The 25,370-nt window shown below is 72.2% G+C and carries 22 protein-coding genes and 1 pseudogene; 4 read left to right on the top strand and 19 right to left on the bottom strand.

Annotation, left to right across the window (positions count from 1 at the left end):
* Window positions 1-502, bottom strand: a 502-nt coding sequence (locus CW362_RS35780) for a DUF4232 domain-containing protein (RefSeq protein ID WP_240658219.1), incomplete at its 3' end; no start/stop codon positions are given.
* 393 nt (window positions 503-895) lie between these two features.
* Between CW362_RS35780 and CW362_RS35775 the strand changes: the two genes are divergently transcribed.
* On the top strand, window positions 896-1,564 hold the full coding sequence (locus CW362_RS35775; protein WP_103553773.1) for a hypothetical protein: 669 nt from the start codon (window positions 896-898) through the stop codon (window positions 1,562-1,564).
* Window positions 1,565-1,584: 20 nt separating this feature from the next.
* On the opposite strand, the gene CW362_RS35770 is transcribed toward CW362_RS35775, so the two are convergent.
* From CW362_RS35770 to CW362_RS35725, 10 genes are all read right to left on the bottom strand, one after another.
* Window positions 1,585-3,111 (bottom strand): NCS1 family nucleobase:cation symporter-1, encoded by a 1,527-nt coding sequence (locus tag CW362_RS35770; RefSeq protein ID WP_162684338.1) that lies wholly within the window; start codon window positions 3,109-3,111, stop codon window positions 1,585-1,587.
* 125 nt (window positions 3,112-3,236) lie between these two features.
* The gene (locus CW362_RS35765; protein WP_103553771.1) at window positions 3,237-4,259 is read right to left on the bottom strand and encodes a TIGR03842 family LLM class F420-dependent oxidoreductase; all 1,023 of its coding nucleotides are present in this window, start codon (window positions 4,257-4,259) and stop codon (window positions 3,237-3,239) included.
* An 18-nt stretch (window positions 4,260-4,277) separates the two neighbouring features.
* The gene (hydA, locus tag CW362_RS35760; protein WP_103553770.1) at window positions 4,278-5,678 is read right to left on the bottom strand and encodes a dihydropyrimidinase; all 1,401 of its coding nucleotides are present in this window, start codon (window positions 5,676-5,678) and stop codon (window positions 4,278-4,280) included.
* Between the two features lie 192 nt (window positions 5,679-5,870).
* Window positions 5,871-6,713 (bottom strand): nitrilase-related carbon-nitrogen hydrolase, encoded by an 843-nt coding sequence (locus CW362_RS35755; RefSeq protein ID WP_103553769.1) that lies wholly within the window; start codon window positions 6,711-6,713, stop codon window positions 5,871-5,873.
* A 193-nt stretch (window positions 6,714-6,906) separates the two neighbouring features.
* Window positions 6,907-8,463 (bottom strand): PucR family transcriptional regulator, encoded by a 1,557-nt coding sequence (locus CW362_RS35750; RefSeq protein ID WP_103553768.1) that lies wholly within the window; start codon window positions 8,461-8,463, stop codon window positions 6,907-6,909.
* Window positions 8,464-8,612: 149 nt separating this feature from the next.
* On the bottom strand, window positions 8,613-9,896 hold the full coding sequence (locus CW362_RS35745) for an aspartate aminotransferase family protein (RefSeq protein ID WP_103553767.1): 1,284 nt from the start codon (window positions 9,894-9,896) through the stop codon (window positions 8,613-8,615).
* Window positions 9,893-10,735 (bottom strand): nitrilase-related carbon-nitrogen hydrolase, encoded by an 843-nt coding sequence (locus tag CW362_RS35740; RefSeq protein ID WP_103553766.1) that lies wholly within the window; start codon window positions 10,733-10,735, stop codon window positions 9,893-9,895. Before CW362_RS35740 ends, CW362_RS35745 begins: the two co-directional genes overlap by 4 nt.
* Before the next feature lie 312 nt (window positions 10,736-11,047).
* Window positions 11,048-12,628 carry a hypothetical protein gene (locus tag CW362_RS35735; protein WP_103553765.1) on the bottom strand — a complete coding sequence of 527 codons (1,581 nt, stop codon included), beginning with the start codon at window positions 12,626-12,628 and terminating at the stop codon, window positions 11,048-11,050.
* Between the two features lie 279 nt (window positions 12,629-12,907).
* Entirely contained in the window at window positions 12,908-13,843 is a 936-nt protein-coding gene (locus CW362_RS35730; RefSeq protein WP_103553764.1) for an HAD hydrolase family protein, read from the bottom strand.
* Between the two features lie 233 nt (window positions 13,844-14,076).
* Complete coding sequence (locus tag CW362_RS35725) at window positions 14,077-14,331, bottom strand: helix-turn-helix domain-containing protein (RefSeq protein WP_103553763.1); 255 nt, start codon at window positions 14,329-14,331, stop codon at window positions 14,077-14,079.
* A 32-nt stretch (window positions 14,332-14,363) separates the two neighbouring features.
* On the opposite strand from CW362_RS35725, the gene map reads away from it, so the two are divergent.
* The gene (gene map / locus CW362_RS35720; protein ID WP_103553762.1) at window positions 14,364-15,131 is read left to right on the top strand and encodes a type I methionyl aminopeptidase; all 768 of its coding nucleotides are present in this window, start codon (window positions 14,364-14,366) and stop codon (window positions 15,129-15,131) included.
* Between the two features lie 67 nt (window positions 15,132-15,198).
* On the opposite strand, the gene ggt is transcribed toward map, so the two are convergent.
* Window positions 15,199-17,016: a gamma-glutamyltransferase gene (gene ggt, locus CW362_RS35715; RefSeq protein WP_103553761.1), complete on the bottom strand. Its 1,818-nt coding sequence runs from the start codon at window positions 17,014-17,016 to the stop codon at window positions 15,199-15,201.
* 103 nt (window positions 17,017-17,119) lie between these two features.
* On the opposite strand from ggt, the gene CW362_RS35710 reads away from it, so the two are divergent.
* Window positions 17,120-17,944 (top strand): hypothetical protein, encoded by an 825-nt coding sequence (locus CW362_RS35710; RefSeq protein WP_240658218.1) that lies wholly within the window; start codon window positions 17,120-17,122, stop codon window positions 17,942-17,944.
* Window positions 17,945-18,178: 234 nt separating this feature from the next.
* Window positions 18,179-19,753 carry an alpha/beta fold hydrolase gene (locus CW362_RS35705; protein ID WP_103553760.1) on the top strand — a complete coding sequence of 525 codons (1,575 nt, stop codon included), beginning with the start codon at window positions 18,179-18,181 and terminating at the stop codon, window positions 19,751-19,753.
* A 36-nt stretch (window positions 19,754-19,789) separates the two neighbouring features.
* Here the strand turns inward: CW362_RS35705 and CW362_RS44980 are convergent.
* The 7 genes and pseudogenes from CW362_RS44980 to CW362_RS35670 form a co-directional block, all read right to left on the bottom strand.
* Window positions 19,790-20,044 (bottom strand): annotated as a pseudogene (locus tag CW362_RS44980) (amino acid ABC transporter permease); the annotation flags it as partial.
* Window positions 20,045-20,254: 210 nt separating this feature from the next.
* The gene (locus tag CW362_RS44210) at window positions 20,255-20,413 is read right to left on the bottom strand and encodes a hypothetical protein (RefSeq protein ID WP_206301159.1); all 159 of its coding nucleotides are present in this window, start codon (window positions 20,411-20,413) and stop codon (window positions 20,255-20,257) included.
* Between the two features lie 159 nt (window positions 20,414-20,572).
* Window positions 20,573-21,013, bottom strand: a complete 441-nt coding sequence (locus CW362_RS35690) for a DUF6278 family protein (RefSeq protein WP_103553759.1) — start codon at window positions 21,011-21,013, stop codon at window positions 20,573-20,575.
* Between the two features lie 163 nt (window positions 21,014-21,176).
* Window positions 21,177-21,956, bottom strand: coding sequence for an exodeoxyribonuclease III (locus tag CW362_RS35685; RefSeq protein WP_103553758.1), 780 nt, complete (start codon window positions 21,954-21,956; stop codon window positions 21,177-21,179).
* A gap of 109 nt (window positions 21,957-22,065) precedes the next feature.
* The gene (locus CW362_RS35680; protein WP_103553757.1) at window positions 22,066-22,701 is read right to left on the bottom strand and encodes an MBL fold metallo-hydrolase; all 636 of its coding nucleotides are present in this window, start codon (window positions 22,699-22,701) and stop codon (window positions 22,066-22,068) included.
* Window positions 22,702-22,760: 59 nt separating this feature from the next.
* The gene (gene pcaDC / locus CW362_RS35675; protein ID WP_103553756.1) at window positions 22,761-24,056 is read right to left on the bottom strand and encodes a bifunctional 3-oxoadipate enol-lactonase/4-carboxymuconolactone decarboxylase PcaDC; all 1,296 of its coding nucleotides are present in this window, start codon (window positions 24,054-24,056) and stop codon (window positions 22,761-22,763) included.
* Window positions 24,057-24,332: 276 nt separating this feature from the next.
* Window positions 24,333-25,370, bottom strand: a 1,038-nt coding sequence (locus tag CW362_RS35670) for an SWIM zinc finger family protein (protein WP_206301158.1), incomplete at its 5' end; no start/stop codon positions are given.

Here is a 25,370-nt window from a genome sequence, read left to right as displayed (position 1 = left end):
GCACGTGGACGACGGCCGGGCGGCCGTTCACCTCGTACGGGCGCTCGCCGCAGTCGGTGAGGGTCAGCGTCATGCCGCGCAGGCCCATCGCCGCGTCGACGGGTCCGGCTTCGAGGCGCAGGCCGGACGGCGGACAGGGGCCCGGCCGCGTCGGCGCGGTCCTCGACGGCTCGGGCACCTCGATGACGAGGGAGCCGTCGGTGGAGGTCCCGGACGGGTCCGGGAGGTGGGCGGCGTCGGTCCCGACCACGCTCGGGACGGGGTCCGGGACGGCGGTCCGCCCGGGGTCGCGCTCACGGTCGATCTCGGCGGACAGGCCGCACGCGCCGGTGGCCGCCGCGAGCAGGCAGGCGAGCAGGACCGTGCGCACCGTCCTCGTCCGGAGGGCGGCGGCACCGCGCGGAGCGCCGCGCGCGGGTAAGGAGACGGTAGGGACTTCGGACCGGGCCGGAGGTCCGGCCGGGGCCGCCGCGCCGGTCCGTCGCCGCTTCGTCGCGATCATGGGCCGATCATGGCACGGAAGCCTCGCGACGGGCATGGCCGCGCGGGGACCCGTGCTCGCCCCGAGGGCCGACTCACTTACGTGCGGGGCCAGTTGGGGGCACCCACGGTCAGGCGGCCAGGGCGGCCGAGCGGTCGGGGCAGACTGTCCGACACCCTCGGATCCCGGTACGGATCGAGCTCGATGCGATGCGATACGGAGAAAGCGGCGATCGCCGGGACGAATGAATCGGACATCTTGCCGCACCCTCAGTCAATCGGCGCCAAGGTGAGTCACCGTCATCACACGGGCATGACGGTGGCCGACCCTTCCGCACCACGTCACCTCATGTGACACTGGCATCCCGTCCGCAGTGCGGACCTCCTCCGCACCATCCCCCACGAGAAGTGCGCTTTGGGTTCTCTTCCTCTGCCGCTCGCGCTCGCCGCGCGCCTGCTGCCGGTCGCTCTGCTCGCCTCGGCGGGCTGGGCCCTGGCCACGGGCCCGTCCGAAGCGACCCCCAATGCCGAGGACAAATCGACGCAAAAACAGACACCCGACTCACCGTCGGCCCCTTCGGCCTCCGCCGCCGTCAAGACGTTCGCCGCGTCACCCGCCCCCTGCGGCGGCATCCAGGTCGCGACGATCAAGTCCCTGGTGCCCGGCGCCAAGACGGCCGGCCAGGAGATCGCCTCCACCGACAAGGCGGTGCGCCGCACCTGCTCGTGGAACGCGCTGAAGGGCTTCGACTACCGCTGGCTCGACGTCTCGTACGAGATCAAGGACTCGGACGCCGCCGCGGAGAAGGCCTACAAGGACCGCGTCGCCGACAAGAGCGGCGGCGGGGCGGTGCCGGGCGTGGGCGACGAGGCCTACTCCGTGGTCAACCTCAGCACGGAGGACAAGCAGGAGACCCGCGAGGGCGTGGTGATCGTCCGGGCGTCCAACGCACTGGTGGTCGTCACCTACAACGGCAGCGACTTCGAGACCAAGAAGGCGCCCGACACGGAAGAGATCAACAAGGGCGCCATCAAGGCGGCCAAGGAGGCGACGGCCACGCTGAAGGGCGGCCAGAAGAGCTGACCGCCCTCCGCCCGCCGCGGTCAGGCCGCGACCGCGGCCTTTCCGCGTGACAGCATCAGGACGAGGTACAGCACCATCGACGTGCCGAGGCCGACCGCCCATCCGTAGTCGGCGAGCGGCTCCAGCGCCGGGACGGGCCGCCCGTCGATCAGGGGGTGGAAGTCCGCCCCTCCGACGGCCAGGACGCCGCCGGTGACGAAGGCGGCCACGGCCCGCCAGTTCCAGCCGCCGTCGTACCAGTACCGGCCGCCCGTGCGGTACAGGTCGGCGAGGTCGAGTCTCGTGCGGCGCAGGATCCAGTAGTCGGCGATGAGGATGCCGGCGACCGTCCCCAGCAGACCGCCGACCAGCCCGAGCCAGGTGAAGATGTAGCCCTGCGGGTCGGCGTAGAGCTTCCACGGGAAGATCAGCACACCGAGGACGCAGGTGGCGAGCGCGCCGGTCCGGAAGTCGATCTTCCGTGGGGCGATGTTGGAGAAGTCGAAGGCCGGGGAGACCAGGTTCGCCGCGATGTTCACGGACAGCGTCGCGACCAGCACGGTGACCAGCGCGAAGACGATGCCGGCGACGTTGTCCGTCTTGGCGGCGAGCTGGACCGGGTCCCAGATCGCCTCGCCGTACACGGCCTGCGAGCCCGAGGTGACCATGACGGACAGGAAGGCGAAGAGCGTCATGGTGGTGGGCAGCCCCAGGGCCTGTCCGACCGTCTGCGCCCTCTGGCTCCTTCCGTACCGGGTGAAGTCCGGGATGTTCAGCGACAGGGTGGACCAGAAGCCGATCATGCCCATCAGCGAGGGCCAGAACAGCTTCCAGAAGTCCCCTCCCCAGCCGAGCTTCGACGGCTGGTCGAGCAGCGGCCCGAAGCCGCCGGCCTTGTCGCTCATCCACCACAGCATCACGCCGGCGCCCACGAGCACGAAGGGCGCGGCCCAGTTCTCGAACCGACGGATCGTCTCCATCCCCCGGTAGATGATGGCGACCTGGAGCGCCCAGAAGACCGCGAACGACAGCCACATGGTCCAGGCGTGGCCGCCGACCTCGGAGGCGTTCCGCCAGCCGTCGCCGAAGAGCTTGCCCGCGAGGAAGTAGATCGCCTCGCCGCCGATCCAGGTCTGGATGCCGAACCAGCCGCACGCCACCAACGCCCGTACGACGGCGGGGAGGTTGGCCCCGCGGACCCCGAAGGAGGCGCGGGCGAAGACCGGGAAGGGGATGCCGTACTTCGGTCCCGCGTGCCCGGTGAGCAGCATCGGGACCAGCACGATCAGGTTGGCGAGCGCGATGGTGAGGACGGCCTGCTTCCAGTCCATGCCGACGGCGATCAGGCCCGAGGCCAGTGTCCAGGAAGCGGTGTTGTGGGCCATGCCGACCCACAGGGCCGAGAAGTTGTACGTGGTCCAGGTGCGCCGTTCGACCGGAACCGGGAGCAGGTCGTCGTTGGCGTAGGGACCGGTGGGGGCGGGCGCGTCGGGCGCGATCTCCACCCGGCCGTCGGGGAGCGTGACCTGTCCGGCGGGCGGGCCGCCCGGGGAGGCTATTTCTGTCATGAGCAGGCCAATCAATGAGGAGTGACGGGAAAGGCCGTGCGGGGACGACTCGGGGGGTGCGCGCGGTGCGCCCTGATCCCCTTCCCGGGACGGCGGGAAGGGGAGACTGAGGGGTCGGACTTCGGCTACCGACCGTTGACGGCGGGGATGACCCGCGTTCCGTACGCGTCGATCGTGGTCTCCTGGGCGTCGTGCATGTCGTAGACCGCGAACTGGTCGACGCCCAGGGCGCGCAGGGCGTTCAGCTTCTCGACGTGCCGCTCGGCGGTGCCGATCAGACAGAACCGGTCGACGATCTCGTCCGGCACGAACGCGGTGTCGGGGTTGTCGGCGCGTCCGTGGTGGGAGTAGTCGTAGCCCTCACGGGCCTTGATGTACTCGGTGAGTTCGTCGGGAACGGCGGCCGAGTGCTCGCCGTACTTGGCGACCAGGTCGGCGACGTGGTTGCCGACCATGCCACCGAACCAGCGGCACTGCTCGCGCGCGTGGGCCAGTGCCCCGGGCGAGTCGTCCTCGGTGACGTACGCGGGCGCGGCCACGCAGATCTTCACCTCGGACGGGTCGCGCCCGACACCGGCCGCCGCGTCCTTCACGGCCTTGACCATGTACTCGGTGAGGTAGAGGTCGGCGAGCTGGAGGATGAACCCGTCGGCCTCCTCGCCGGTCATCTTCAGCGCCTTCGGGCCGTACGCGGCCATCCAGACCGGCAGTTCGGCCCCGGGCCGGACCCAGGGGAACTTGACGACCGTACCGCCGAGGTCGGCCTCCTCGCCCCGGCCGAGGGCTCGGATGACCTTCATCGCGCCGCTGATCCGGGCCAGGGTGTTGGGCTTGCGTCCGGCGACGCGCATCGCCGAGTCGCCGCGCCCGATCCCGCACACCGTGCGGTTGCCGTACATGTCGTTGAGCGTCGCGAAGGTGGAGGCCGTGACCTCCCAGGTGCGGGTGCCCGGGTTGGTGACCATCGGGCCGACCGTCAGTTTCTCGGTGTTGGCGAGGATCTGACTGTAGATCACGAAGGGTTCCTGCCACAGCACGGCCGAGTCGAAGGTCCAGCCGTACGTGAAGCCGTTGGCCTCGGCGCGCTTCATCAGGTCGATGACACGGGAGGCCGGGGGGTCTGTCTGTAGGACGAGTCCGAAGTCCATGGCGCCACTCCTGGTCGCTCAGAGAAGGTACTGACAGGTGGAACGGGGGGTGTAGACGCCGTGGCCCGCGCGTCCGGTGAACTCCCGGTCGGTGATGACCGCCTCGCCGCGGGAGAGGACGGTCTCGACCCGTCCGGTCACGCGCCTGCCCTCGTACGCCGAGTAGTCGACGTTCATGTGGTGGGTCTCGGCGGACAGGGTCTGCTCGGCGCCCGGGTCGTAGATGACGACGTCGGCGTCGGCGCCGGGGGCGATGGTCCCCTTCTTCGGGTACAGGCCGAACATCCGGGCCGGGGTGGCGCAGGCGATCTCGATCCAGCGGCGCCGCGAGATGTGCCCGTCGACGACCGCCTGGTGGAGCAGGTCCATGCGGTTCTCGACGCCGGGAAGGCCGTTGGGGATCTTGGAGAAGTCGCCGCGGCCCAGTTCCTTCTGGCCGGTGAAGCAGAACGGGCAGTGGTCCGTGGAGACGACCTGGAGGTCGTTGGTGCGCAGGCCGCGCCACAGGGCCGCCTGGTGCTCCTTGGGACGAAGGGGCGTGCTGCACACGTACTTCGCGCCCTCGAAGTCCGGTTCGGCGAGGTTGTCGGTCGACAGGAACAGGTACTGGGGGCAGGTCTCGCCGAAGACGTTCAGTCCCTCGTCGCGCGCCCGGGTGAGTTCGGCGACGGCCTCGGCCGCCGAGACGTGCACGACGTAGAGCGGGGCGCCCGCGACCTGGGCGAGCCTGATGGCGCGGTGGGTGGCCTCGGCCTCCAGGAGCGCCTTGCGCACCTCCCCGTGGAAGCGCGGGTCGGTCTCGCCGCGGGCCAGCGCCTGTTCGACGAGCACGTCGATCGCGATGCCGTTCTCGGCGTGCATCATGATGAGCCCGCCGTTCTCGGCGGAGCGCTGCATGGCGCGCAGGATCTGGCCGTCGTCGCTGTAGAAGACGCCCGGATAGGCCATGAACTGCTTGAAGGAGGTGACGCCCTCCTCGACCAGCAGGTCCATCTCCTTGAGCGTGTCCTGGTTCACGTCGGAGACGATCATGTGGAAGCCGTAGTCGATGGCGCAGTTGCCGTCCGCCTTGGCGTTCCAGGCGTCGAGGCCCTCGCGCAGGGAGCGGCCGACGCTCTGGACGGCGAAGTCGACGATGGTGGTGGTGCCGCCCCAGGCGGCGGCCCGGGTACCGGTCTCGAAGGTGTCCGAGGCGAAGGTGCCGCCGAAGGGCAGTTCCATGTGGGTGTGGGCGTCGACACCGCCCGGGATCACGTACTTGCCGGTGGCGTCCAGGACGCGCTCGGCCGTCCACGACTCGGCCGCGGGCGCGCCCGTCGCGGCGAGGGCGGCGATCCTGCCGTCCTCGATCAGGACGTCGGCGTGGATCTCGTCGGACGCGGTGATGACGAGACCACCCCGGATGACGGTACGGCTCATGCTCCCTCTCCTTCCGGTCGTGCGTGCGCTGAGGGGGTTGCGAGGCTGTCGGGGGCTCCGGCCGGCGGGCCGCCGGTGCCGAAGCCCGTGGGGCGGTTCACGGGACGGCCCGTGCCGGGTGCCGTGCCACGGGCCGGGTGCTCGGACCACCGGACCCGCGGCACGGACGGCCGGCGCACCGGGCCCGGACGGTCAGGGCGCGGTCAGCGGCCCGTAGGCGCCCGGGGCGCGGTCGCGGTAGAACTGCCACCGGTCGCGGACCTCGCGGAGCCTGGCCATGTCCAGGTCGCGGACGACGAGTTCGCTCTCCTTGTCGCTCGCCACCTCGCCGACGAACTGGGCCTCGGGGTCCACGAAGTACGAGGTCCCGTAGAAGTCGTTGTCGCCGTACTCCTCCTGCCCGACGCGGTTGATCGCACCGACGAAGTACTCGTTGGCGACGGCCGCCGCGGGCTGTTCCAGCTGCCAGAGGTAGCCGGACAGGCCGCGGGAGGTGGCCGACGGGTTGAAGACGATCTCCGCACCCGCGAGACCGAGCGCCCGCCAGCCCTCCGGGAAGTGCCGGTCGTAGCAGATGTAGACCCCGATCCGGCCGACGGCCGTGTCGAAGACGGGCCAGCCGGAGTTGCCGGGACGGAAGTAGAACTTCTCCCAGAACCCCGGGACTTGGGGAATGTGGGTCTTGCGGTACTTGCCCAGGTAGGAGCCGTCGGCGTCGATCACGGCCGCCGTGTTGTAGAGGACGCCGGGCTGTTCCTCCTCGTACATCGGCAGCACCAGGACGAGGCCCAGTTCCCTCGCCAGCGCCTGGAAGCGCCGGACGATCGGACCCTCGGGGATCTGCTCGGCGTACGCGTAGAACTCCTTGTCCTGGACCTGGCAGAAATACGGTCCGTAGAACAGCTCCTGGAAGCACAGGACTTGAGCACCCTGCGCGGCCGCGTCGCGGGCCGCCTGCTCGTGGACCTGGATCATCGATTCCTTGTCGCCGGTCCATGCGGTCTGGAAGACGGCGGCGCGGATCACTCTGCTCATCGGGACCTCCGGTCGCTCGGTGTCCGAGGAGACTAGAAAGGCCCGGACGGCACTTTGAGTTGCACCGTGTCACGTCCGAAGTGCTGTGCCGTTCCACGGTGTCACCTCCGTGCTCCGCCGTGTTGCGCCTGAGTGGTCGTGTGTTTCGACGCCGTTGCCCGCCGGGTCGGCACCGCTTCCGCGGGCCCTCGTGTCACCGTCGCTGCGCGTCGTGCGCGAGCAGGGCGATGTGGACGGAGGCGGCCTGTTCGAAGTCGTCGAGGTCGATGCCGAGGCGCTCCTGTATGACCTCCAGACGGCGGTAGAGCGCGGGGCGGCTGACGTGATGGAGCTGCGCGGTGCGCGACTTGTTGCGGCCGGTGGCGAGGTAGGTCCGCAGGACGGGCAGCAGCCGCGGGTCCGCCCGCGGCCCGCAGAGCAGCCCGTCGAGTTCGCGTTCCGCGAAGGACTGGACGTGCGGGTCGTCCCGGAGCAGCCGGACCAGGCCGCGCAGATGGACGTCCCGCAGCCGGACCAGCGCGGGCCGGTCCTCGTCGTCGGGGGTGTCGGCGGCGGCCTCGGCGACATGGAGGGCCTCACGCAGTCCGGAGGGCACGTCGTCCCAGGCGGTACGGGGTCCGGCGGCGGCCACGGTGGCGGGGACGCCGGTCTCGTGCCGCAGCCGCAGGGCGAAGTGTTCGGCCAGTGCCTCCGCGTCCTGGTCGCGCGGGAGGCTGAGCAGCACGGCGGTGGCCCCGTCGGACAGTTCGGCGACGAGCCCCGACAGTCCCAGCAGCCGGAGCACCCGGTCGAGCCGGGCGGGGTCGCCGCCCCGTACGACGAGCGGCACGAAGGTGCGGCGGTTCACGGGCAGTCCGGCGGCGCGCGCCCGCGGCAGGAGCTGGCGGGCCGGTACGACCCCGCTCACCAGGTCGGTGAGCAGGCCCTGCGCGGACTCCTCCTCCCAGGAGTGGGCGGGGCCGCCGAGCATGCGGTGCAGGACCAGGGCCTCGGCGGCGCGGTCGGCGAGCAGCCGCCCGGTCGCCGCGTCGCCCCGGTGTCCGCACAGCACGATGCGGCCCCATCTCTCCCCGCGTCCGCCCAGTTCGGCGCGGATCCATCCGTCGCCCTGGTTGCCTCCCGCCTGGCGGGCGATGCGGTCCCAGTCGCGCAGGACGTCGTCGACGGCGGAGCGTTCGCCCGCGGTGGCGAGGACCCGGTGGGCGAGGTTGGTGACGACGACGGGGCAGGCGGCGTGCACGGCGATCTCGTCGAGCAGGTGCTGGAGCGGGGCACCGGTGGTGATCAGAGCGGTGAGCGCGGTGCGTACGGCCTCGGAGAGGCTCACCGCCGCGAACTTGTGCCGTACCAGCCGGGACTGGACCTCCTCCGTCAGCTCGGCGAAGGGGAACGGACGGTGGAGCACCACCATCGGCAGTCCGCAGCGTTCGGCGGCCCGGCGCATCACGTCCGGGGGTGCCGGGAAGGCCCGGCCGAGCCCGAGGACGACGGCCGCGGCCTCGGCGCGGTGCAGCGAGCGGATGTACTCGGCCTGGGCATCGGGGTCGCCCGCGAGCAACACCCCTGTGGTGAGGACCATTTCGCCGCCGCTGAGCATGACGCCCACGTCGGCGGCCTCGGCGACGTGCACCCAGCGGACGGACCGGTCGAGGTGGCCGGCGCCGGCCACCACCTCGGGCTCTCCGGCGAGCACCCGGTCCAGGGCGAGGACCTGGCGTACCGAGAGAGCGGGTCCCAGGGCGGTGGTCATGACGGCTTTCCCCTTTGTCCGTGGCTCGGTTCGCCTCCGGAGCGCCGCGGCCGGCCCCGGGGACCCATCGCGCACCCGGACTTCCGGGTCCTCGCGCGCCGGGTCCCCGGCACCACCGCCCCTTCGGCTCACCCGCCCTTGCTCATCTGCTACTGGGCCCGCCTCAGGGCGTGTTCCAGGATCGACGCGCCCTCCTCCGCCTCCGCGACGGTGAGGGAGAGCGGCGGGGCGATGCGCAGCACGCTGGTGTCGTGGCCGCCGCCCTTGCCGATCAACAGGCCTTCCTCGCGGGCCGCTTCGAGCACCGCCGCGGCCGCCCGGGGGTTCGCGCGGTCGGTACCGGGCTCCACCAGTTCGACGCCGATCATCAGTCCGCGCCCGCGCACCTCGCGCACCCCGCCGAACTGCGCGGCGACCGCGCGGAGCCGTTCGACGAGCAGGCCGCCGACGCGCCGGGCGTTGCCCTGGAGGTCGTGTTCGAGGAGGTAGGTGAGGTTCGCGAGTCCCGCCGCCATCGTGACCGGCGAACCGCCGAAGGTCGAGATGGAGTTGGAGTCGAGACAGTTCATGATCTCGGCGCGGGCGACGACTCCGCCGATGGACATGCCGTTGCCGATGCCCTTGGCGAAGGTCAGCATGTCGGGCGGCCCGGAGGCGGCGTGGGCCCCCCAGCCCCAGAAGTGCTCACCGGTGCGGCCCCAGCCGGTCTGCACCTCGTCGGAGATCCACAGGACGCCGTGCTGCTGGAGCACCTCCCGGAAGGCGGCGTACAGGCCGTCGGGCGGCGCGGTGAAGCCGCCGACGCCCTGGATCGGTTCGGCGATCAGCGCGGCGGGCGGGCGGACGTGGCCGAGCAGGTCCTTGAGGTCCTCGACGCAGGCGTCGATGAACGCGGCGTCGTCGAGGTCGGCGTAGGGACCGCGGGTGCGGACGCCGCCGTGCACGTACAGCGTCTGGAGCGGCGACAGGGAGGTGGGCGACCAGCCCTTGTTGCCGGTGATCCCGACCGCGCTGAACGACCGTCCGTGGTAGCTGTTGCGCATGGCGAGGATCTGGTTGCTGCGCCGGTACGCCGTGGCGAGCAGCAGGGCCGTGTCGTTGGCCTCGGTCCCGGAGGTGGTGAAGAAGACGCGGGCGTCGGGGATGCCGGACAACTGGGCGACGCGCTCGGCGAGTTCGACCATCGGCCGGTTGAGGTAGAGCGTCGAGGAGTGGATGATCCGGCCGGCCTGCTCGCTGACGGCCTTCGTCACCTCGGGCAGGGCGTGCGCGGTCATCGTGGTGAGGATGCCGCCGAAGAAGTCGAGGTACTTGTTGCCCTTGGCGTCCCAGACGTGCCGTCCCTCGCCGTGGGTGATCTCGATCGGGTCCTCGTAGTAGAGGGCGAGCCAGTCCGGCAGGACGGCCTGGTGGCGGGTGTACAGGTCGGTCATGGCCGCACCAGCCCTTCGTAGGCGTCGGGGCGCCGGTCGCGGTAGAACGCCCACTGTTGCCGTACTTCCTCGATGAGGCCGAAGTCCAGGTCCCGGACGACGAGTTCCTCGGTCTTGTCGTTCGCCGTCCCCCCGACGAACTGTCCGCGCGGGTCGACGAAGTACGAGGTTCCGTAGAAGTCGTTGTCGCCGTACTCCTCCTGCCCGACCCGGTTGATCGCGGCGATGAAGTACTCGTTGGCGACGGCCGCCGCGGGCTGTTCGAGCTGCCAGAGGTAGGCGGACAGGCCGCGGGAGGTGGCGGAGGGGTTGTACACGAGCTGGGCGCCGTTCAGGCCGAGCTGGCGCCAGCCCTCGGGGAAGTGCCGGTCGTAGCAGATGTAGACCCCGACCCGGCCGACGGCCGTGTCGAAGACGGGCCAGCCGAGGTTGCCGGGCTTGAAGTAGTACTTCTCCCAGAACCCTTTCACCTGCGGGATGTGGTGCTTGCGGTACTTGCCGAGGTAGGTGCCGTCGGCGTCGATCACGGCCGCGGTGTTGTAGTAGAAGCCGGACTGCTCGACCTCGAAAACGGGTACGACGATCACCATGCCGGTCTCGCGCGCGAGCTCCTGCATACGGGTGACGGTGGGCCCGTCGGGGACCGGCTCCGCCCAGGCGTAGTGCTCCGGCTCCTGGACCTGGCAGAAGTAGGGGGCGTTGAAGACTTCCTGGAACCCGATGACCTTGGCGCCCTGCCGGGCCGCCTCACGGGCGTGTTCCTCGTGTTTGGCGACCATGGATGCGGTGTCGCCGGTCCAGGTGGCCTGGACCAGGGCGGCACGTACGACGTTGCCCATGAGCTGCTCCTTCGACGGGACGTCAGAGAGCCTCTACGCCCGTAGACAAAGGCTGTAGAGGCTCGAACGTAAGCCCCCCGGACAGCCTTGCCAAGACCATCGTCGTCAACCCTCTGAGTCGATCACGTTTCTGACCCTCCCGGGTGAGTGACGTGGCCGGTGGAGCCGGAGATACAGCCGATCGGGGGACCGGGGGCGGCCGGCTCCCGCGGGCGCGCCGCCGTCCGCGAGCGGGTGCGGGCGGGCGGGGGCGCGGGAGCCGGGGAAGGGCGGGCACCGCCGGGTGGCGCGGCCCTCCCGCCGGGCGGAGGGTCACACCGTGAACCCGGCGACCCGCAAGGCGTGGACCAGGTCCCACAGGCACGCGTCGGACACCCCCCGGGCCGCCCGCAGGAGGAGCGGCACGAGGCGCTCCGGGTCCGCCTCGGCGCTCCGCGCGGCCTCCTCCGGGGTGCGCACGCGGACGTACGCGTCGAGGAGGGCGTCGATCTCGCGTTCGCGGCCCTCCCCGGCGAGGCCGAGCACGGCGTCACCTATCTCGGGCGCGGGCCGGGTGACGCCCTGGCGCAGCAGTTGCCGGCCGTCGGAGGTGCGGCCGGCCGCGGTGAGCGCGTCGGCCGCGGCGACCAGCCGGCCGGCGGGCAGCGAGGCCGCCTCCCAGAGCAGGGTGGCCCAGTCCGCGTCGAGACCGGCGTGGTGCAGTGCGGTGGCGAGCAGGGGAAAGCGGGCGGGGGGCCAGTACGCCGCCTCGACCAGCAGGGCGTGCGCCTCGCCGCTGCGGCCTTCGCCCCGCAGCCGGGTGAGCGCCGCGGCGGTCGCCGCGGTGAGCTGCCACGCCTCCTCGTCCGGCGGCTCCGGCTCCGCCGTCGTGTGCGGGCGCACGGGTTCCTCGGCGGCCCCCGCGAAACGTGCGCCCCGGGGTGTCCGCCCGCCCTGCGCGGAGGGGGCGGGCAGTACGGGCACCGTCTCCGGTACGACCGCGGGTGCCACGTCCGACTCGACCATCCCGGCGAAGCGGGCGCTGCCCCTGCGGCGCCGCTTGGACCGTCTCGCCGGTTCCGGTTCCGGGCCGGGGCTGGATCCGGGGCCGGGGCTGGGTCCAGGGCCCGGAGCCGGTCCAGGGCCCGGAGCCGGTCCAGGGCCGGGGCCCGGGGTGTGGGCTGGAGACGGGCGCGCGCCGGTGTCGCGCGCATCCGGCTCCGCGCCGAAGTACGCGCCGGACGTACCCGTCTCCCGGTCGCGCGGGGCACCTCCTCCCGCCGGGTGCCGTCCGCGCAGGTGGCCTCCCGAGGGGTCCGCCCGGCTCTCCGGGTGAGGCGCTCCCGCGTCCCCTCCGGCCGCCGGAGCCGGGAAGCCCGGCGCGCTCCACGCACGGGCCCGCAGGGTGCGGTGGTCGACCTCGTCCATGCGGTGGCGCAGTTCGGCGCAGCGCGCGGTGGCCCGTTCGTGATCGTCCTGCGCCCAGGCGATGTCCAGGCGGACCGCCTCGGCCTCCTCCCGGGAAGCGGCCGAGCGGAGCCGCCCGCTCAGTTCGGCCTGGCGTTCAAGGGCGTAGCGCTGTTCGCGCAGCATGACGTCCAAGCGGTCGCCGAGGGCGTCCCTGCCGCCCGGACGGGCGTCGTACGCGGCCAGCGAGGCCCCGTGCAGCGTCCGGGCCCGTGCCGTCTCCTGGGCGGCGGCACGCTCCCCGTACCGCGCGAAGACGTCCTGGAGAAGCGCCTCGACGACGTCCCAGGGCGGCACCTCCCGGCCCTCGAGGCACGCTCGCATCCCGTCGGGGTCCCGTCGCCAGAAGACCCCGCACCAGCCGTCGCCCGGGTCGAGCCGCTCCACCAGCCCGTTCAGGTACCGCGCGAACTCCAGCACCCGCTCCGGGAGTTGTCCTACATTCATCACCCAACTCCCCGCCCGCCGTGAGCACTTCGACCCGACAGGAAACACCAGTCGTGTTACGTACCGACTACGGGGAGTTTTCGTCGCGGACGCGGGGCGCTCGCCGAGGGGCGCACCGGCGCACGCCGGTCGGACACCCATCCGGGCACGCGCCCTGACGTGCGCCCGGGTACGCCCGACCGGTACTCGGGCGCGCACCGGACGCGGCCCGTGCGCGCCGGCCCCGTGCGCACCGGCCCCGCACGGGCCCGGGCCGGAGAGGCGGCCCCACCCTCACCCTCAGATGCGGCACGCCTCCCCCGCCGCCGTGCGGGGCAGCACGAGCCGGATGAGGGCCGCGACGCCTTCGTCGTCGTTGCTGGGCAGCACGATGTCGGCGGCCCGCAGGGTGTCCTCGTGGGCGTTGGCCACGGCGGCGGCGAGCCCGGCCGCGCGCAGCATCGGGATGTCGTCGGGCATGTCACCGACGGCGGCGGTGTGTTCCAGCGGGAGTCCGCGCCGCTCGGCGAGCGAGCGCAGCGCCTCCCCCTTGTCGACGCCGGGGGCGGACAGTTCGAGGAAGTCACCGGCGGATCTCGTGATCACCACGCGGTCACCGACGACCGAGGTGATCACTGCGGCCAGTTCGTCCACGAGCAGCATCGGATGGGCGGCGAGGATCTTGACCACCGGGTCCGCGTCCACCGGCGCGGACCCGCCCTCCGCCGCCGCACGGCTCCAGGCGTCCGGCACCAGTCGCACGAAGTCCGCCTCCAGGCGGAGTCCGGACACGGAGTCGACCCCCAGCGCGACCCCGGGCACCGCGTCCCGGACCGCGCGCAGGATCCCCGCCGCGTCGCCGGGGCCGAACCCCCGGCAGTCCAGCAGCCGGCCCGACCCGGCGTCCACGGTCACCGCGCCGTTGCCGCACACCACGGGGCCGGTGAGTCCGTAGCGCCGGGCCAGGTCCAGGGTGTCGCGGACGGGCCGTCCGGTCACCCCCACCACGGCGACCTCGGCCCGTCCCGCCTCGGCGAGCGTGCTCAGGGTGCGTTCGCGGATGGCACCGGCCGAGTCGAGCAGGGTGCCGTCGAGATCGGTGCAGATGAGCCGTACGGCCGTGCGCGCACGGCGCCCACGCCGGGCCGTGGGCTCCACGGGGACGGAAAGCCGCGCCTCACCGGGCACCGGCCGCTTCGAAGTCGCCACGCCGGAGCGGGCGTTGGTGTTCGACATGGCCGGAGGCTAGTGACTACACGCGTAGACGAAAAGGAAATGCTCAATGAATTCAACAATTTCTCAGCGACGGCCGGACCGCGGGGACGCCGGGCGACACGGTCCGGGCGCACCGCGAGGCCGTCACCGGCTCGCGGGCCGCCGGGCCGTCGGGCCGCCACGAGGCCACCGCCAGGCCACGAACCCGTCAGGCCACCGGCACGGGCCCGTCCGGCCGCCGGCACGCGGACCCGTCAGGCCACCGGCACCAGCGCGCACCGCACGACGAGCTCGTCCATCGAGAGCCCGAGGGCCCGCGCCAGCGCCGCGACCGTGAAGAAGGCCGGTGTGGGCGCGCGCCCGGTCTCGATCTTGCGCAGGGTCTCCGCGGAGATCCCGGCCGCCCCGGCGACGTCCGCCATGCTGCGTCCGCCGCGGGCCTCGCGCAGCAGTTGCCCGAGCCGCTCGCCGCGTTCGCGCTCTTCCGGGGTCAGGGGGGTTCGCACCATGACACCATTCTAATACCGGTATAGTAATTGGCATGGTGGAACTGAAGACCGACACATCGATCGACGAGATGTACGCGGCCGGCCAGGTCGTGGGCAGGGCGCTCACGGCAGTGCGCGAGGCCGCGGACGTGGGCGTCTCCCTGCTGGAGCTGGACGAGGTGGCGCATCAGGTCCTGCGCGACGCGGGGGCCACGTCCCCCTTCCTCGGCTATCACCCCTCCTTCGCGCCCACGCCCTTCCCCGCGGTCGTCTGCGCCTCCGTGAACGAGGCGATCGTGCACGGCATCCCGACGGGCTACCGGCTGCGCGACGGCGACCTGGTCTCCATCGACTTCGGCGCCGAACTCGGCGGCTGGGTGGGCGACTCGGCGATCAGTTTCGTCGTGGGCGCGCCGCGCGCCGCCGACCTGCGGCTCGTGGAGACCGCGGAGCGGGCGCTGGCCGCGGGCATCGAGGCGGCCGTCGTCGGCAACCGCATCGGGGACATCGCGCACGCCATCGGCACGGTGTGCCGGACGGCCGGTTACGGCATCCCGGACGGCTTCGGCGGCCACGGCATCGGACGCCGGATGCACGAGGACCCGGGCGTCCCGAACGAGGGCCGCCCCGGCCGCGGCATGCCCCTGCGGCACGGCATGGTCCTCGCCATCGAGCCGATGCTCATCGGCGGCGGCACGGACGGCTACCACGCGGCCCCCGACGGCTGGACCCTGCGCACGAACGACGGCTCCCGGGCGGCGCACGCGGAGCACACGGTGGCCATCACGGACTCGGGTCCGCGCGTCCTGACGGCGCGCTGACCGCCCGGCCACCGCTTGCCGCGGGGCGCGGAACGCTCCCGCCCCGCGGCAAGCGGCCGGGTGCCCGCTAGGACGCGGGCCGCACGACCATGGCCGAGCCTCCACCGCGCCTGACCTTCTCGGCGGCGGCCAGCCACCTGCCGTCCGCGAGCCGCTGGACGCCCGTGGCCGCCCCGATCTCCGGGTTCGGCTTGAAGGAATGGCCGATGGCCTCGAGGCCGGCCCGCAACGGGCTGTCGTACAGGCCCGGTTCGAGCTCGGTCTGGGCGGCGTTGCGCTGGCTGGCACGCGGCGTGGCGATCGCGTCGACCAGCGGGAGCCCGCGGTCGACGAACTCGGTCAGGGTCTGCAGGACGGTCGTGACGATGCTCGCACCACCGGGCGAACCGAGCGCCACGACGGGCCTGTCGTGCCGGTCGAGGACGATGGTCGGCGAGATCGACGAGCGCGGGCGCTTCCCGGGACCCGGCAGATTGGGGTCGTGCACGGCCGGGTCGGCCGGGGCGAAGGAGAAGTCGGTCAGCTCGTTGTTGAGGAGGAATCCGCGGCCGGGGACGGTGATCCCGCTGCCGCCGGTCTGCTCGATGGTCAGCGTGTAGGCGACGACGTCGCCCCACTTGTCGGCCACCGTCAGATGGGTCGTGTTCTCTCCCTCGTACGTCGTCGGGGCGGCCGTCCCGGTGGCGCCGCAGGCGGCGGGGTGGTTCGGGTCGCCCGGCGCGAGCGGGCTCGTCAGCACCGCGTCGTCCTTGATCAGGCAGGCCCGGCCGTCGGCGTACCTCTGCGAGAGCAGCCCCTTGGTCGGCACGTCCTCGAACGCCGGGTCGCCCACCCAGCGGCCCCGGTCCGCGAAGGCGATCCGGCTCGCCTCGATGTAGTGGTGCAGGTACTGCGTCTCGCTCGCCTTCGAGAGGTCCGTCCGCTCCAGGATGTTGAGCGCCTCGCCGACGGTGGTGCCGCCGGAGGAGGAGGGCGCGATCGAGTAGACGTCCAGACCGCGGTACGACGTCCTGGTGGGCGCCTGCCGCTTCGCCCGGTAGGCCGCGAGGTCCTCCAGGGACAGCTTGCCGGGGCGTGCGTTGTAGCCGGAGGCCGGGTCCACGGGCGGCCTGTCGGCGGTGGCGACGATCTCCCGGCCCAGTTCTCCGGTGTAGAGCGCCCGGGCGCCCTTCCTGCCCAGCTCCTCGTACGTACGCGCCAGGTCGGGGTTCTTGAAGGTCGACCCGACGACCGGCAGGGCGCCGCCGGGCAGGAACAGCTTCGCGGTGTCGGGGAAGTTCGCGAACCGGGCCTGGTTCAGCTCGGTCTGCGAGCGGAACGTGGCGTCGACCGTGAACCCGGAGCGGGCGATGCGCTCGGCGGGCTTCAGGACGGCGCCGAGGCCTCTGCTCCCCCACGCGTCCAGCGCCGTCTGCCAGGTGGCGGGCGTGCCCGGTGTGCCCACGCTCAGCCCGCTGGTGACGGCGTCCGCGAAGGCGAGCGGCTTGCCGTTCTCCAGGAACAGCCCGGAGTCGGCGGTCAGGGGGGCCGTCTCCCGCCCGTCGATCGTGTGCACCGTACGGGACTTGGCGTCGTAGTAGACGAAGTAGCCGCCCCCGCCGATGCCGGACGAGTAGGGCTCGGTGACGCCGAGGGCCGCCGCGGTGGCGACGGCCGCGTCGACGGCGTTGCCGCCCTTCCTCAGGACCTCGATGCCCGCGGCGGAGGCGTCCGCGTCGACGCTCGCCACGGCGCCTCCGTACCCGACCGCGACGGGCACCTTCGCGGCGGGCTCTCTCGTGGCCGCGCCCGCCGTCGGCGCCCCGGGCGGGGCCGCCGCGCCCACCAGTGCCGCCGCGGCCGAAACCGCCAGGACCGTCAGATTCCGCGCAAGAGGGCGTCGCATCAATACCTCCAGTCAACAGCCGTCCGCGCAGCGTAACTTCACCGTCGTCACCGCGTCAGGCCCCCTCGAACACGGCTTCGTGGGCCCGCTAGCATGCGCGCACATGAATGACGACGTGCGCAACATCGTCCTCGGCGTCCTGGCCGCCGGCATCAGTGCCGCGCTCGGCTGGATCGCCCGGACCTACCTGTGGAAGCGCAAGCTCCGCCGCAAGCAGGCGTTCTTCGGGCTGCCCGACAACTCCGAGTCGCTCCTCGTGGTGAACCGCGAGGCGGGCGGTCCCGAGCTCACGGTGGTGCGCCACGACGTGTTCGCGCTCCTCGAACTGTCCGCGCTCATCAAGGACTGCGGGGCGCACGCCCAGGTCATCGCGCACGACGCGACACAGCAGGGCTTCGGCGAACGCACGGAGTTCTGCGTGGGCGGACCGGCGTCGAACCGGCGCATGGCCGCGCACCTACAGTCCCTGCTGCCCGGCGTGCAGGTCAACGTCGAGTCAGGACGGGGGCCCGACCGGGGCGCGTTCCAGATCGGCGGCGAGCGCTACCGCCTGGAGTCGGGCCAGGCCGAGTACGTGATCCTCGCCCGGCTGACCGCAGGTCAGAGCCGTGACGCGCGACCGGTGTTCCTCTTCTGCGGCCAGCGCGCGATCACCAACCAGGCGGCGACCCGGTACCTCGCCCGCAACCACACGCGCCTCGCCCGCAAGCACGGCGGCAACAGCTTCGTGCTGCTCCTGAAGGTCGTGAACTCCCAGGCGTACGGCCCCGATGTCGTCGAACTCGTCGCGGACGTCACCCGCGCCGCCCAGGCTCCGCTCCCGGTGCCGCCGGCACTGGACCCGGCGCCGGACGCGGCGTCCGACCCGGGCCAGGACGGGGAGGCCGCGCCGAAGCCGGCCGCGCCCCGGGCGCGTCGGCGTACGTGACACCCGGGTGCGCCCGGCTCCCGGCGCGCCCGGCTCTCCGCCCCCGACGGCCGGCCCGCGGGGCACCGCCTTTTCCCGGCCGGCCCCGCGGCACGGGCGGGCGAGATCCCGACAGGCAGAGATGAACACTTCAACAATCGTTACTCGCACGTAACTTACTGATGGGTTACTTCGAGTAAGGCCCCACGGTTACCGTCGGGTCACCCTTGCACTGACCAAGTGAGGAGTGACCCGTTGAAAAACGGTCGCAACCCCCTGCGCACATCCGCCACCGGCGCCCTCTCCGCCGCCCTGATCGCCACCGCGAGCCTGGGCCTGGCACCCGCCGCCCAAGCCGCCGGCAGCTCGGGCGGTGTCCGCTTCGTCGACATCGCCGGCGACGGCGGCACCATCCTCAAGGCCAACGTCACCACTCCCGCGGGGGCGGACGGCACCCGCTCCTACCCGCTCATCGTGCTGCCCACGAGCTGGGGCCTGCCGCAGGTCGAATACCTCGCACAGGCCCAGAAGCTCGCGAACTCCGGCTACGTGGTGGTCGGTTACAACGTCCGCGGGTTCTGGCAGTCGGGCGGCGAGATCGACGTCGCCGGCCCGAAGGACACCGCCGACGTGTCCAAGGTGATCGACTGGGCGCTCGCCAACACCCCCGCCGACGCCCGGAAGGTGGGCGTGGCGGGTGTCTCGTACGGGGCCGGGATCAGCCTGCTGGCCGCCGAGCACGACAAGCGCATCAAGGCGGTCGCGGCACTGAGCGGCTGGGCGGACCTGACCACGTCGATCTACTCCGGCCGCACCGAACACACCCAGGCGGCCGCCCTGCTGGACGGCGTCGGGCACATCGTGGGCCACCCCAGCGCCGAGACCCGGCAGGTGTTCGAGGACTTCTTCTCCGGGGACCTGTCGAAGGAACAGAATCTGCTCGACTGGGGGAAGAAACGTTCACCCGGAACGTACGTCGACCAGCTCGACAAGAACCGTCCCGCGGTCTTCATGGCCAACACCTGGGGCGACACGATCTTCTCGGCCAACCAGTACGCCAAGTTCTACGAGGAGCTGTCCGGGCCCAAGCGGCTGGAGTTCCGCCCCGGCGACCACGCCACCGCCGAGATCACCGGACTGTTCGGGCTCCCCAACGACGTCTGGACCGACACCGGCCGCTGGTTCGACCACTATCTGCGGGGCGAGGACAACGGCATCGACCGTGAACAGCCGGTACAGCTCAAGTCCCGCTCCACGGGCGGCTACGAGGGGTATCCGGACTGGAAGTCGGTCGGTGCCACCACGCGGAAGATCACCCTCGGGGGCAGCACCAGGATCCACACGAACGTCGACTCGGGCGCGGACGGCGGGGTCATCTTCCTGTCCAGCATCCTCGACCAGCTCACACGGATACCCCCGATGGCCTCGATCCCGCTGCTGCCGCGCTACTGGACCGCGGTGTGGCAGTCGGAGAAGTCCACGGACGTCCAGCGTGTACGAGGCACCGCCAGACTGCACACCACGGTCACCGGCACCAAGGAGAGCGGCACGTTCATCGCCTATCTCTACGACGTGGGCCCGCTCGGCATCGGCAAGCTGGTCAGCAACGCGCCGTACAGCTTCCACGGGCGGACGCCCGGCGAGCCGTTCGGCGTGGACCTGGACCTGTTCTCCACGGCCTACGACGTCCCGGCCGGGCATCGTCTCGCCGTGGTCGTCGACACGGTCGACCCGCTCTACATGGAGCACAACCCGTCCGGCGCACAGCTGACCTTCTCCTCGCCGGAGCACGACCCGTCCTACGTGTCGGTGCCCCTGCGCGAGCAGTGATCTCCGGCTGGCGCCGGCCGGGCCTGGCCCTGTGAGCTACTGCTCCCCCCACGGTGTCGGGGCCGGGTGGTACGTCCCACCCGGCAGCAGCGTCCCTGGTTCGGCCGGAGCCACGTCCACGGCCTCGGTCTCGGGACTGCGCCGCCCCCGCCCGTACGCCCACGGGGCGAACCGGGAGAGCAGCACACACATCCCGATGCGGATAGGCGCGATCACCGTCACCACGGGGATGAACGGCAAATCGTAGTCGAGGATCGGCGCGGCCGGTTTCCCGGCACCGGGGAAGCCCTCGCCGACGGGGTGCGCGGGCTCCCGCCGCGTCCCCGGAACCGGTGGGACCGCCGCCGGTCAAGGCGGCGGCAGAAGCTCCCGGACGGCGGGGCCCGGCGCGTCTCCCGCGTGCGGGAGGCGGTCGCCGTACGGCCGGGCCGCCTCGCTCCCGGCGGTGCGGCGCACACGCTCACCGCCGGGCCGACGGATACGGACACGGATCCCCTCGCCTCACCCGGAAGGCGAGGGCCGGCCCGGCAGGCCGGCGATCACAGCCGTCCCTCCCTCGCCGACGGCGGGGTCGAGGTCGAGGTCAAGGTCCTGCGGAACATGCGACTCCCCGAGGTACGTGTTGATGTCGTACAGCTCGATCAACGGATCGACGGCCATTCCGGTCCTGCCCGATCGTCAACCGTGCCGGTCCACGCAAACTATCGACGCAAATCGGCACATATCGGTCGACACGCACACCAGGCAATTAGCCGTATTTGCGGCTGTCCGAAGAACGGATCACGACACCACGGGCGGTCACGGGGTACTTCCGGCGCGTCAGGCCTCCGCGGCCTCGGCGTACATCTGGGACAGCTCGGGAGCACCCTGCACGGCCCAGTCGAGACCGGCCTCGACGACCGGGATCTCACGGCCCGAGGGGAGCCGGACGGCCGGGCTGCCGCCGGGCCAGACGTGCCAGGCGGCACCCGGCACCGTGCGCACCACGACGGTGCCGAGGTAGAGGCCGGCGTCGTTGCCCAGCCAGGGCAGCGCCTCGGGGTCGTCGCGCCACAGCGGCAGAAGCTGGTCGAGCGCCACCAACGAGGCCGGTGTGTCGTCCAGTTCGAGGCCGACGGCCGAGGCCTGGGAGCGGAGCAGTTCACACTCCGAGAGCAACTCGGCCACACCCGCCGGGTCGTCCTCGAACGCGGCGGCGAGGGGCCGGCCCCGCCGCACCTGATCCCGTTTGAGCAGCTTGTCCAAGAAGGGAATGTTCATGACCGGCCTCTCCGTGGGATGCGATCGTCGAAGCTCCGTGTTCCTGGTATGTGAACAAAATGTAGCTCGCGGCATTTGATCACGGAACAAGGCGGATCGTGACGATCGTGGAACCACCCAGGAGGCCCCCGCCGGTCCCCTTCCCCCGTCGGACGGACGGCTCCTAGACGTCCAGGTCCACCACGACCGGCGCGTGGTCCGAGGCGCCCTTGCCCTTGCGCTCCTCGCGGTCGACGTACGCGTCCTTGACCGCGGTCGAGAACGCCTCGTTGCCGTAGACGAGGTCGATGCGGATGCCGCGGTTCTTCGGGAAGCAGAGCTGGCGGTAGTCCCAGTAGGTGTACGGGTGGTCGTACTTGAGGGGGCGCGGGACCACGTCCGTCAGGCCCGTCTCGCGCAGGGCCGCCAGCGCGGCGCGCTCGGCCGGGGTGACATGGGTCAGCCCCTCGAACGCGGCCACGTCGTAGACGTCGTCGTCCGTGGGCGCCACGTTGTAGTCACCCAGCACCGCGAACGGCCGGCCGCCCGCCGCGTCGCCCGCCACCGCCGCTCTCAGCGCCTCGAACCACTGGAGCTTGTAGGCGTAGTGGGCGTGGTCCACCTCGCGGCCGTTCGGCACGTACACCGACCAGACGCGGACCGGACCGCAGGTCGCGGAGACGGCCCGGGGTTCCTCCACGCCCTCGTACCCGGGGCCGCCGGGCAGGCCCTTGACCACGTCCTCCAGGCCGACCCGGGAGATCACCGCCACGCCGTTCCACCGTCCCGTGGCGTTCACGGCCGCCTCGTAACCCAGCTCGCGCAGCGGTTCCACCGGGAACTGCTCGGCGGCGACCTTGGCCTCCTGGAGGCACAGCACGTCCGTGCCACTGCTCTCCAGCCAGGCCAGCAGCCTCGGGAGACGGGCGGTGATCGAGTTCACGTTCCAGGTCGCGATGCGCATGCCTCACAACCTACCGGGCGGGTACGACAACCGGTCCGCCGAGGACACGCCGTGCCGTCCCCCCGTCGCCGGGACGGCACGGAGCACACGGGTCCGGGCCCGGCCCGGCTCAGACCTGCGCCGACGCTCCCGGCGCGAGCCTCAGGTGCTCGGAGCCGCCGAGGGCGCCGATCTGGCGGTCGTAGATCGGCCGGGCGAGGTCCGTGAGCAGGGCGTCGTGGATGTCGTACGCACGCTGCGGCTTGACCTCGCGGACGTACTCGATGACCTCGGAGATCTTGTTCCACGGGGCCATCACCGGCAGCATCAGCGTCTCGACCGGCCGGTCGGGCACCGTGAGGGCGTCCCCGGGGTGGAAGACGCGGCCGCCGTCGACGAGGTAGCCGACGTTGGTGATGCGCGGGATGTCCGGGTGGATCACCGCGTGCAGTTCGCCGTGCACCTGGACGTCGAACCCGGCGGCGGTGAAGGTGTCGCCGTGGCCGACGGTGTGCACCCGGCCGGGGAAGGCGGCGGAGAGCTTCTCCGCCACCGACCGCAGTGTCCAGATCTCGGCCGCCGGGTCGGCCTCCATGGCCGCCCGCAGCCGCCCCTCGTCGAAGTGGTCGGGGTGCTCGTGCGTGACGAGGAGGACGTCCGCGCCCAGGGCGGCGTCCTCCTCGCTGAAACCCCCGGGATCGATGACGAGCGTCCGCCCGTCCTTCTCGAGACGGACGCAGGCGTGCGACTTCTTCGTGAGCTTCATGGGTCCATCCTGCCCCCGCCCCCGCCCGGAAGGCCGTTCCCGCGGACGGCTCCGTCCGCTCACTCCTGGGGGGTCGTCTCCTCGCGGATGATCTTCTGCGCCACCCGGAAGGCCCTGTTCGCCGCCGGCACACCGCAGTAGACGGCCGTCTGGAGCAGCACCTCCTTGATCTCCACCGGGGTGAGACCGTTGCGCAGGGCGGCACGGGTGTGGGTCTCGAGCTCGTCGAGGTGACCGCCCGCGACCAGGGCGGTCAGCGTCACACAGCTGCGCGAACGCCGGTCGAGTCCGGGACGGTCCCAGATCTCCCCCCACGCGTACCGGGTGACGAACTCCTGGAAGTCCCCGGAGAAATCGTCCGCCGAGGCCAGCGCCCCGTCGACGTGCGCGTCCCCCAGCACCTCGCGGCGCACCTTGATCCCGATGTCGTAGGGATCCTGCCGCCCCGTGGGCTCGGGTGCCACGGGGGCCGGGGCGATCTCGGCGAAGGGCGTGACGGGCGGCGGGGCGGCCTGCACGGGGTACGCCTGCGCGGCCTGGACCGCCATCTGTCCGGTGGACGAGTCGAAGGCGGGCAGCCAGGCGCTGGAGAAATGCCGTACGAGCAGATCCGTGACGGCGGCGGGCTGCTCCACGGGAACCAGGTGCGAGGCGCCGGGGACGACCGCGAGGCGGGCGTCCGGTATCCCGGCGACCAGCGTGCGCGCCTCCGCGGGCCCGGTGACCTGGTCGTCGGAGCCGGCCAGGACGAGGGTCGGCACGCCCACCAGGCCCAGTTCGCCCCGCACGTCGAAGGTGGCGAGCGCCTCGCAGGCCGCGATGTAGCACCCGGGGTCGGTGGTGCGCACCATCTGCACGGCCCACTCGGTGATCGCGGGCTGGGCCGCCGCGAAGCCGCTCGTGAACCAGCGTTCGGGCGAGGTGCGGGCGATCGGGTCGAGGCCGTTCGACCTCACGATCACTCCACGCTGCCGGAACTCGTCGGCCGTGCCGAAGCGGGGCGAGGCCGCGATCAGCGCGAGGGAGGCGACGCGCTCCGGACGGCGCAGCGCCAGTTCGAGCCCGAGGGCTCCGCCGAACGCGCAGCCCGCGTACCCGAAATGCTGGATGCCCAGCTGGTCGAGGGTGACCAGCAGTCGTCCCGCGAGTTCGGCCACCGATCCGGCCGGATGGGCGGGGGCCCCGCCGTGTCCCGGGAGATCGAAACGGAAGATCCGCCAGCTCTTCGAGAGCTCCGGGACCTGCCTGTCCCACATGTGCCAGGTGGTGCCGAGCGAGGGTCCGAGTATGAGCACCGGAGCATCTTCCGGGCCGTCGACGCGGTACTGGAGGGCAGGGGTCTTCGTCTCACTCACCGGACCACGCTAGCTTCCGCGCCCGTTCGGACGGAAATGGGGGCCGTGTGTCCACGCCGCCCCCACAGGGCCGCCCCATGGGTCCACACCGCTCGCACCGGGTCCGCCGGACCGGAAACGGTCCGGACCGGACCGCCACGGACCGCAGAGGGACCGGACCGGATCGGAAGAGAACGGCCCGGACCGTGAAGGCAACGGTTCGGTCGACGAGGGGGAAGGGGCGGCTCGGCACGGACGGACCGGTTCCGCCCGGCCGGTCCGGGGTTCCCGTCCGTGTCAGAGCTCGTCCGGCACGCCGAGTTCCGTCAGGGCGCCGACCGGATCGAGGTCCGGGGTGCCCCGGGGCCACCAGTCGTCACGGCCCGGCTCGGACTCGTAGGCGTACCACAGGCCGTCGCGGCCGAGACGGAGCTGGGCGTGGCCGTGCGGGTGGGTGAGGTGGTTGCGCCAGGGACGGAAGGCCGGGAGATCGGCGGCCATCAGCAGCGGCCGGGCCCGGTCGAACCGGCCCGCCGGGGGGTCCCAGGCCTCCTCGAGCACGCCGAGCGCCTCGATCCCGCCCTGCCGCCAGGCGGCGACCGCCCGTGCCAGCTCGACCGGGGTGCGGCCGGTCGCGGAGGCGAGCGAGGAGTAGAGGGCACGGGTGGCGGCCGTCAGCCCCGACCCCGGACGGGCCGCGGCGATGCGCACCGCGTCCTGCCAGAGCGTCAGTTCCGCGACGGGATCACGGCCCGAGGTGAGCAGCGCGTGCGCGCGGGCGGCGGCGTCCGTGGCCAGCTGGTCCAGCGCGAACGGGTCCGGGCCGCCCGGCGCGCCCGGGTAGGCCGGCGGCTGCTCGGGGTGCGCGGGCGGCGGCAGCGGTGCGGGAAGGGGCGGCAGCACACGTCGTGCCAGGACATCGCCGGCGCGTACGCCGGCCGGCTGTTCCGGTTCCCGTTCCTGGGCGGCGCGGGCCGCGCGGGTGGCGCTGCGCCGGGAGAGCGCGTCGAGCAGCTCGCGCTCGCCACGGCCCCGCAGGAGGAGCAGGACGAACGGGTCCTGGTCCAGCAGCCGGGCCGTCTGGTAGCAGAGTGCGGCCGCGTGCTTGCAGGGGTGCCCGAAGTCGGGGCAGCTACAGTGCGGTTCGAGTTCACCGGGGCCCGGAAGCAGTTCGACCCCGCAGTCCGCGAGCGACCTGGGCATCTCCTTGTCGAGCAGCGCCGCGATGTGTCCGGGCCGCTCGGCGGCGGCGTCGAGGAAACGGTCCCAGTCGTCGTCGGTCAGCGTCCGCACCCTGACCTGGACGCGGTACGGCCGCGGCCGGCTCCCGTGCAC

Origin of the sequence: Streptomyces populi, from assembly GCF_002911015.1 — a bacterium.
GTDB classification, from domain to species: Bacteria; Actinomycetota; Actinomycetes; order Streptomycetales; family Streptomycetaceae; genus Streptomyces; species Streptomyces populi.
Note: the sequence above shows the minus strand (reverse complement) of the source record. Positions and strands in the feature narration are given on the sequence as shown.

What these genes read in the sequence shown, in the direction of transcription:
- CW362_RS35770 (WP_162684338.1), bottom strand. Translation starts at nt 3,111, where the DNA reads ATGACAGAAATAGCCTCCCCGGGCGGCCCGCCCGCCGGACAGGTCACG.
- CW362_RS35765 (WP_103553771.1), bottom strand. Translation starts at nt 4,259, where the DNA reads ATGGACTTCGGACTCGTCCTACAGACAGACCCCCCGGCCTCCCGTGTC.
- hydA (WP_103553770.1), bottom strand. Translation starts at nt 5,678, where the DNA reads ATGAGCCGTACCGTCATCCGGGGTGGTCTCGTCATCACCGCGTCCGAC.
- CW362_RS35755 (WP_103553769.1), bottom strand. Translation starts at nt 6,713, where the DNA reads ATGAGCAGAGTGATCCGCGCCGCCGTCTTCCAGACCGCATGGACCGGC.
- CW362_RS35750 (WP_103553768.1), bottom strand. Translation starts at nt 8,463, where the DNA reads ATGACCACCGCCCTGGGACCCGCTCTCTCGGTACGCCAGGTCCTCGCC.
- CW362_RS35745 (WP_103553767.1), bottom strand. Translation starts at nt 9,896, where the DNA reads ATGACCGACCTGTACACCCGCCACCAGGCCGTCCTGCCGGACTGGCTC.
- CW362_RS35740 (WP_103553766.1), bottom strand. Translation starts at nt 10,735, where the DNA reads ATGGGCAACGTCGTACGTGCCGCCCTGGTCCAGGCCACCTGGACCGGC.
- CW362_RS35735 (WP_103553765.1), bottom strand. Translation starts at nt 12,628, where the DNA reads ATGAATGTAGGACAACTCCCGGAGCGGGTGCTGGAGTTCGCGCGGTAC.
- CW362_RS35730 (WP_103553764.1), bottom strand. Translation starts at nt 13,843, where the DNA reads ATGTCGAACACCAACGCCCGCTCCGGCGTGGCGACTTCGAAGCGGCCG.
- CW362_RS35725 (WP_103553763.1), bottom strand. Translation starts at nt 14,331, where the DNA reads ATGGTGCGAACCCCCCTGACCCCGGAAGAGCGCGAACGCGGCGAGCGG.
- map (WP_103553762.1), top strand. Translation starts at nt 14,364, where the DNA reads ATGGTGGAACTGAAGACCGACACATCGATCGACGAGATGTACGCGGCC.
- ggt (WP_103553761.1), bottom strand. Translation starts at nt 17,016, where the DNA reads ATGCGACGCCCTCTTGCGCGGAATCTGACGGTCCTGGCGGTTTCGGCC.
- CW362_RS35710 (WP_240658218.1), top strand. Translation starts at nt 17,120, where the DNA reads ATGAATGACGACGTGCGCAACATCGTCCTCGGCGTCCTGGCCGCCGGC.
- CW362_RS44210 (WP_206301159.1), bottom strand. Translation starts at nt 20,413, where the DNA reads ATGGCCGTCGATCCGTTGATCGAGCTGTACGACATCAACACGTACCTC.
- CW362_RS35690 (WP_103553759.1), bottom strand. Translation starts at nt 21,013, where the DNA reads ATGAACATTCCCTTCTTGGACAAGCTGCTCAAACGGGATCAGGTGCGG.
- CW362_RS35685 (WP_103553758.1), bottom strand. Translation starts at nt 21,956, where the DNA reads ATGCGCATCGCGACCTGGAACGTGAACTCGATCACCGCCCGTCTCCCG.
- CW362_RS35680 (WP_103553757.1), bottom strand. Translation starts at nt 22,701, where the DNA reads ATGAAGCTCACGAAGAAGTCGCACGCCTGCGTCCGTCTCGAGAAGGAC.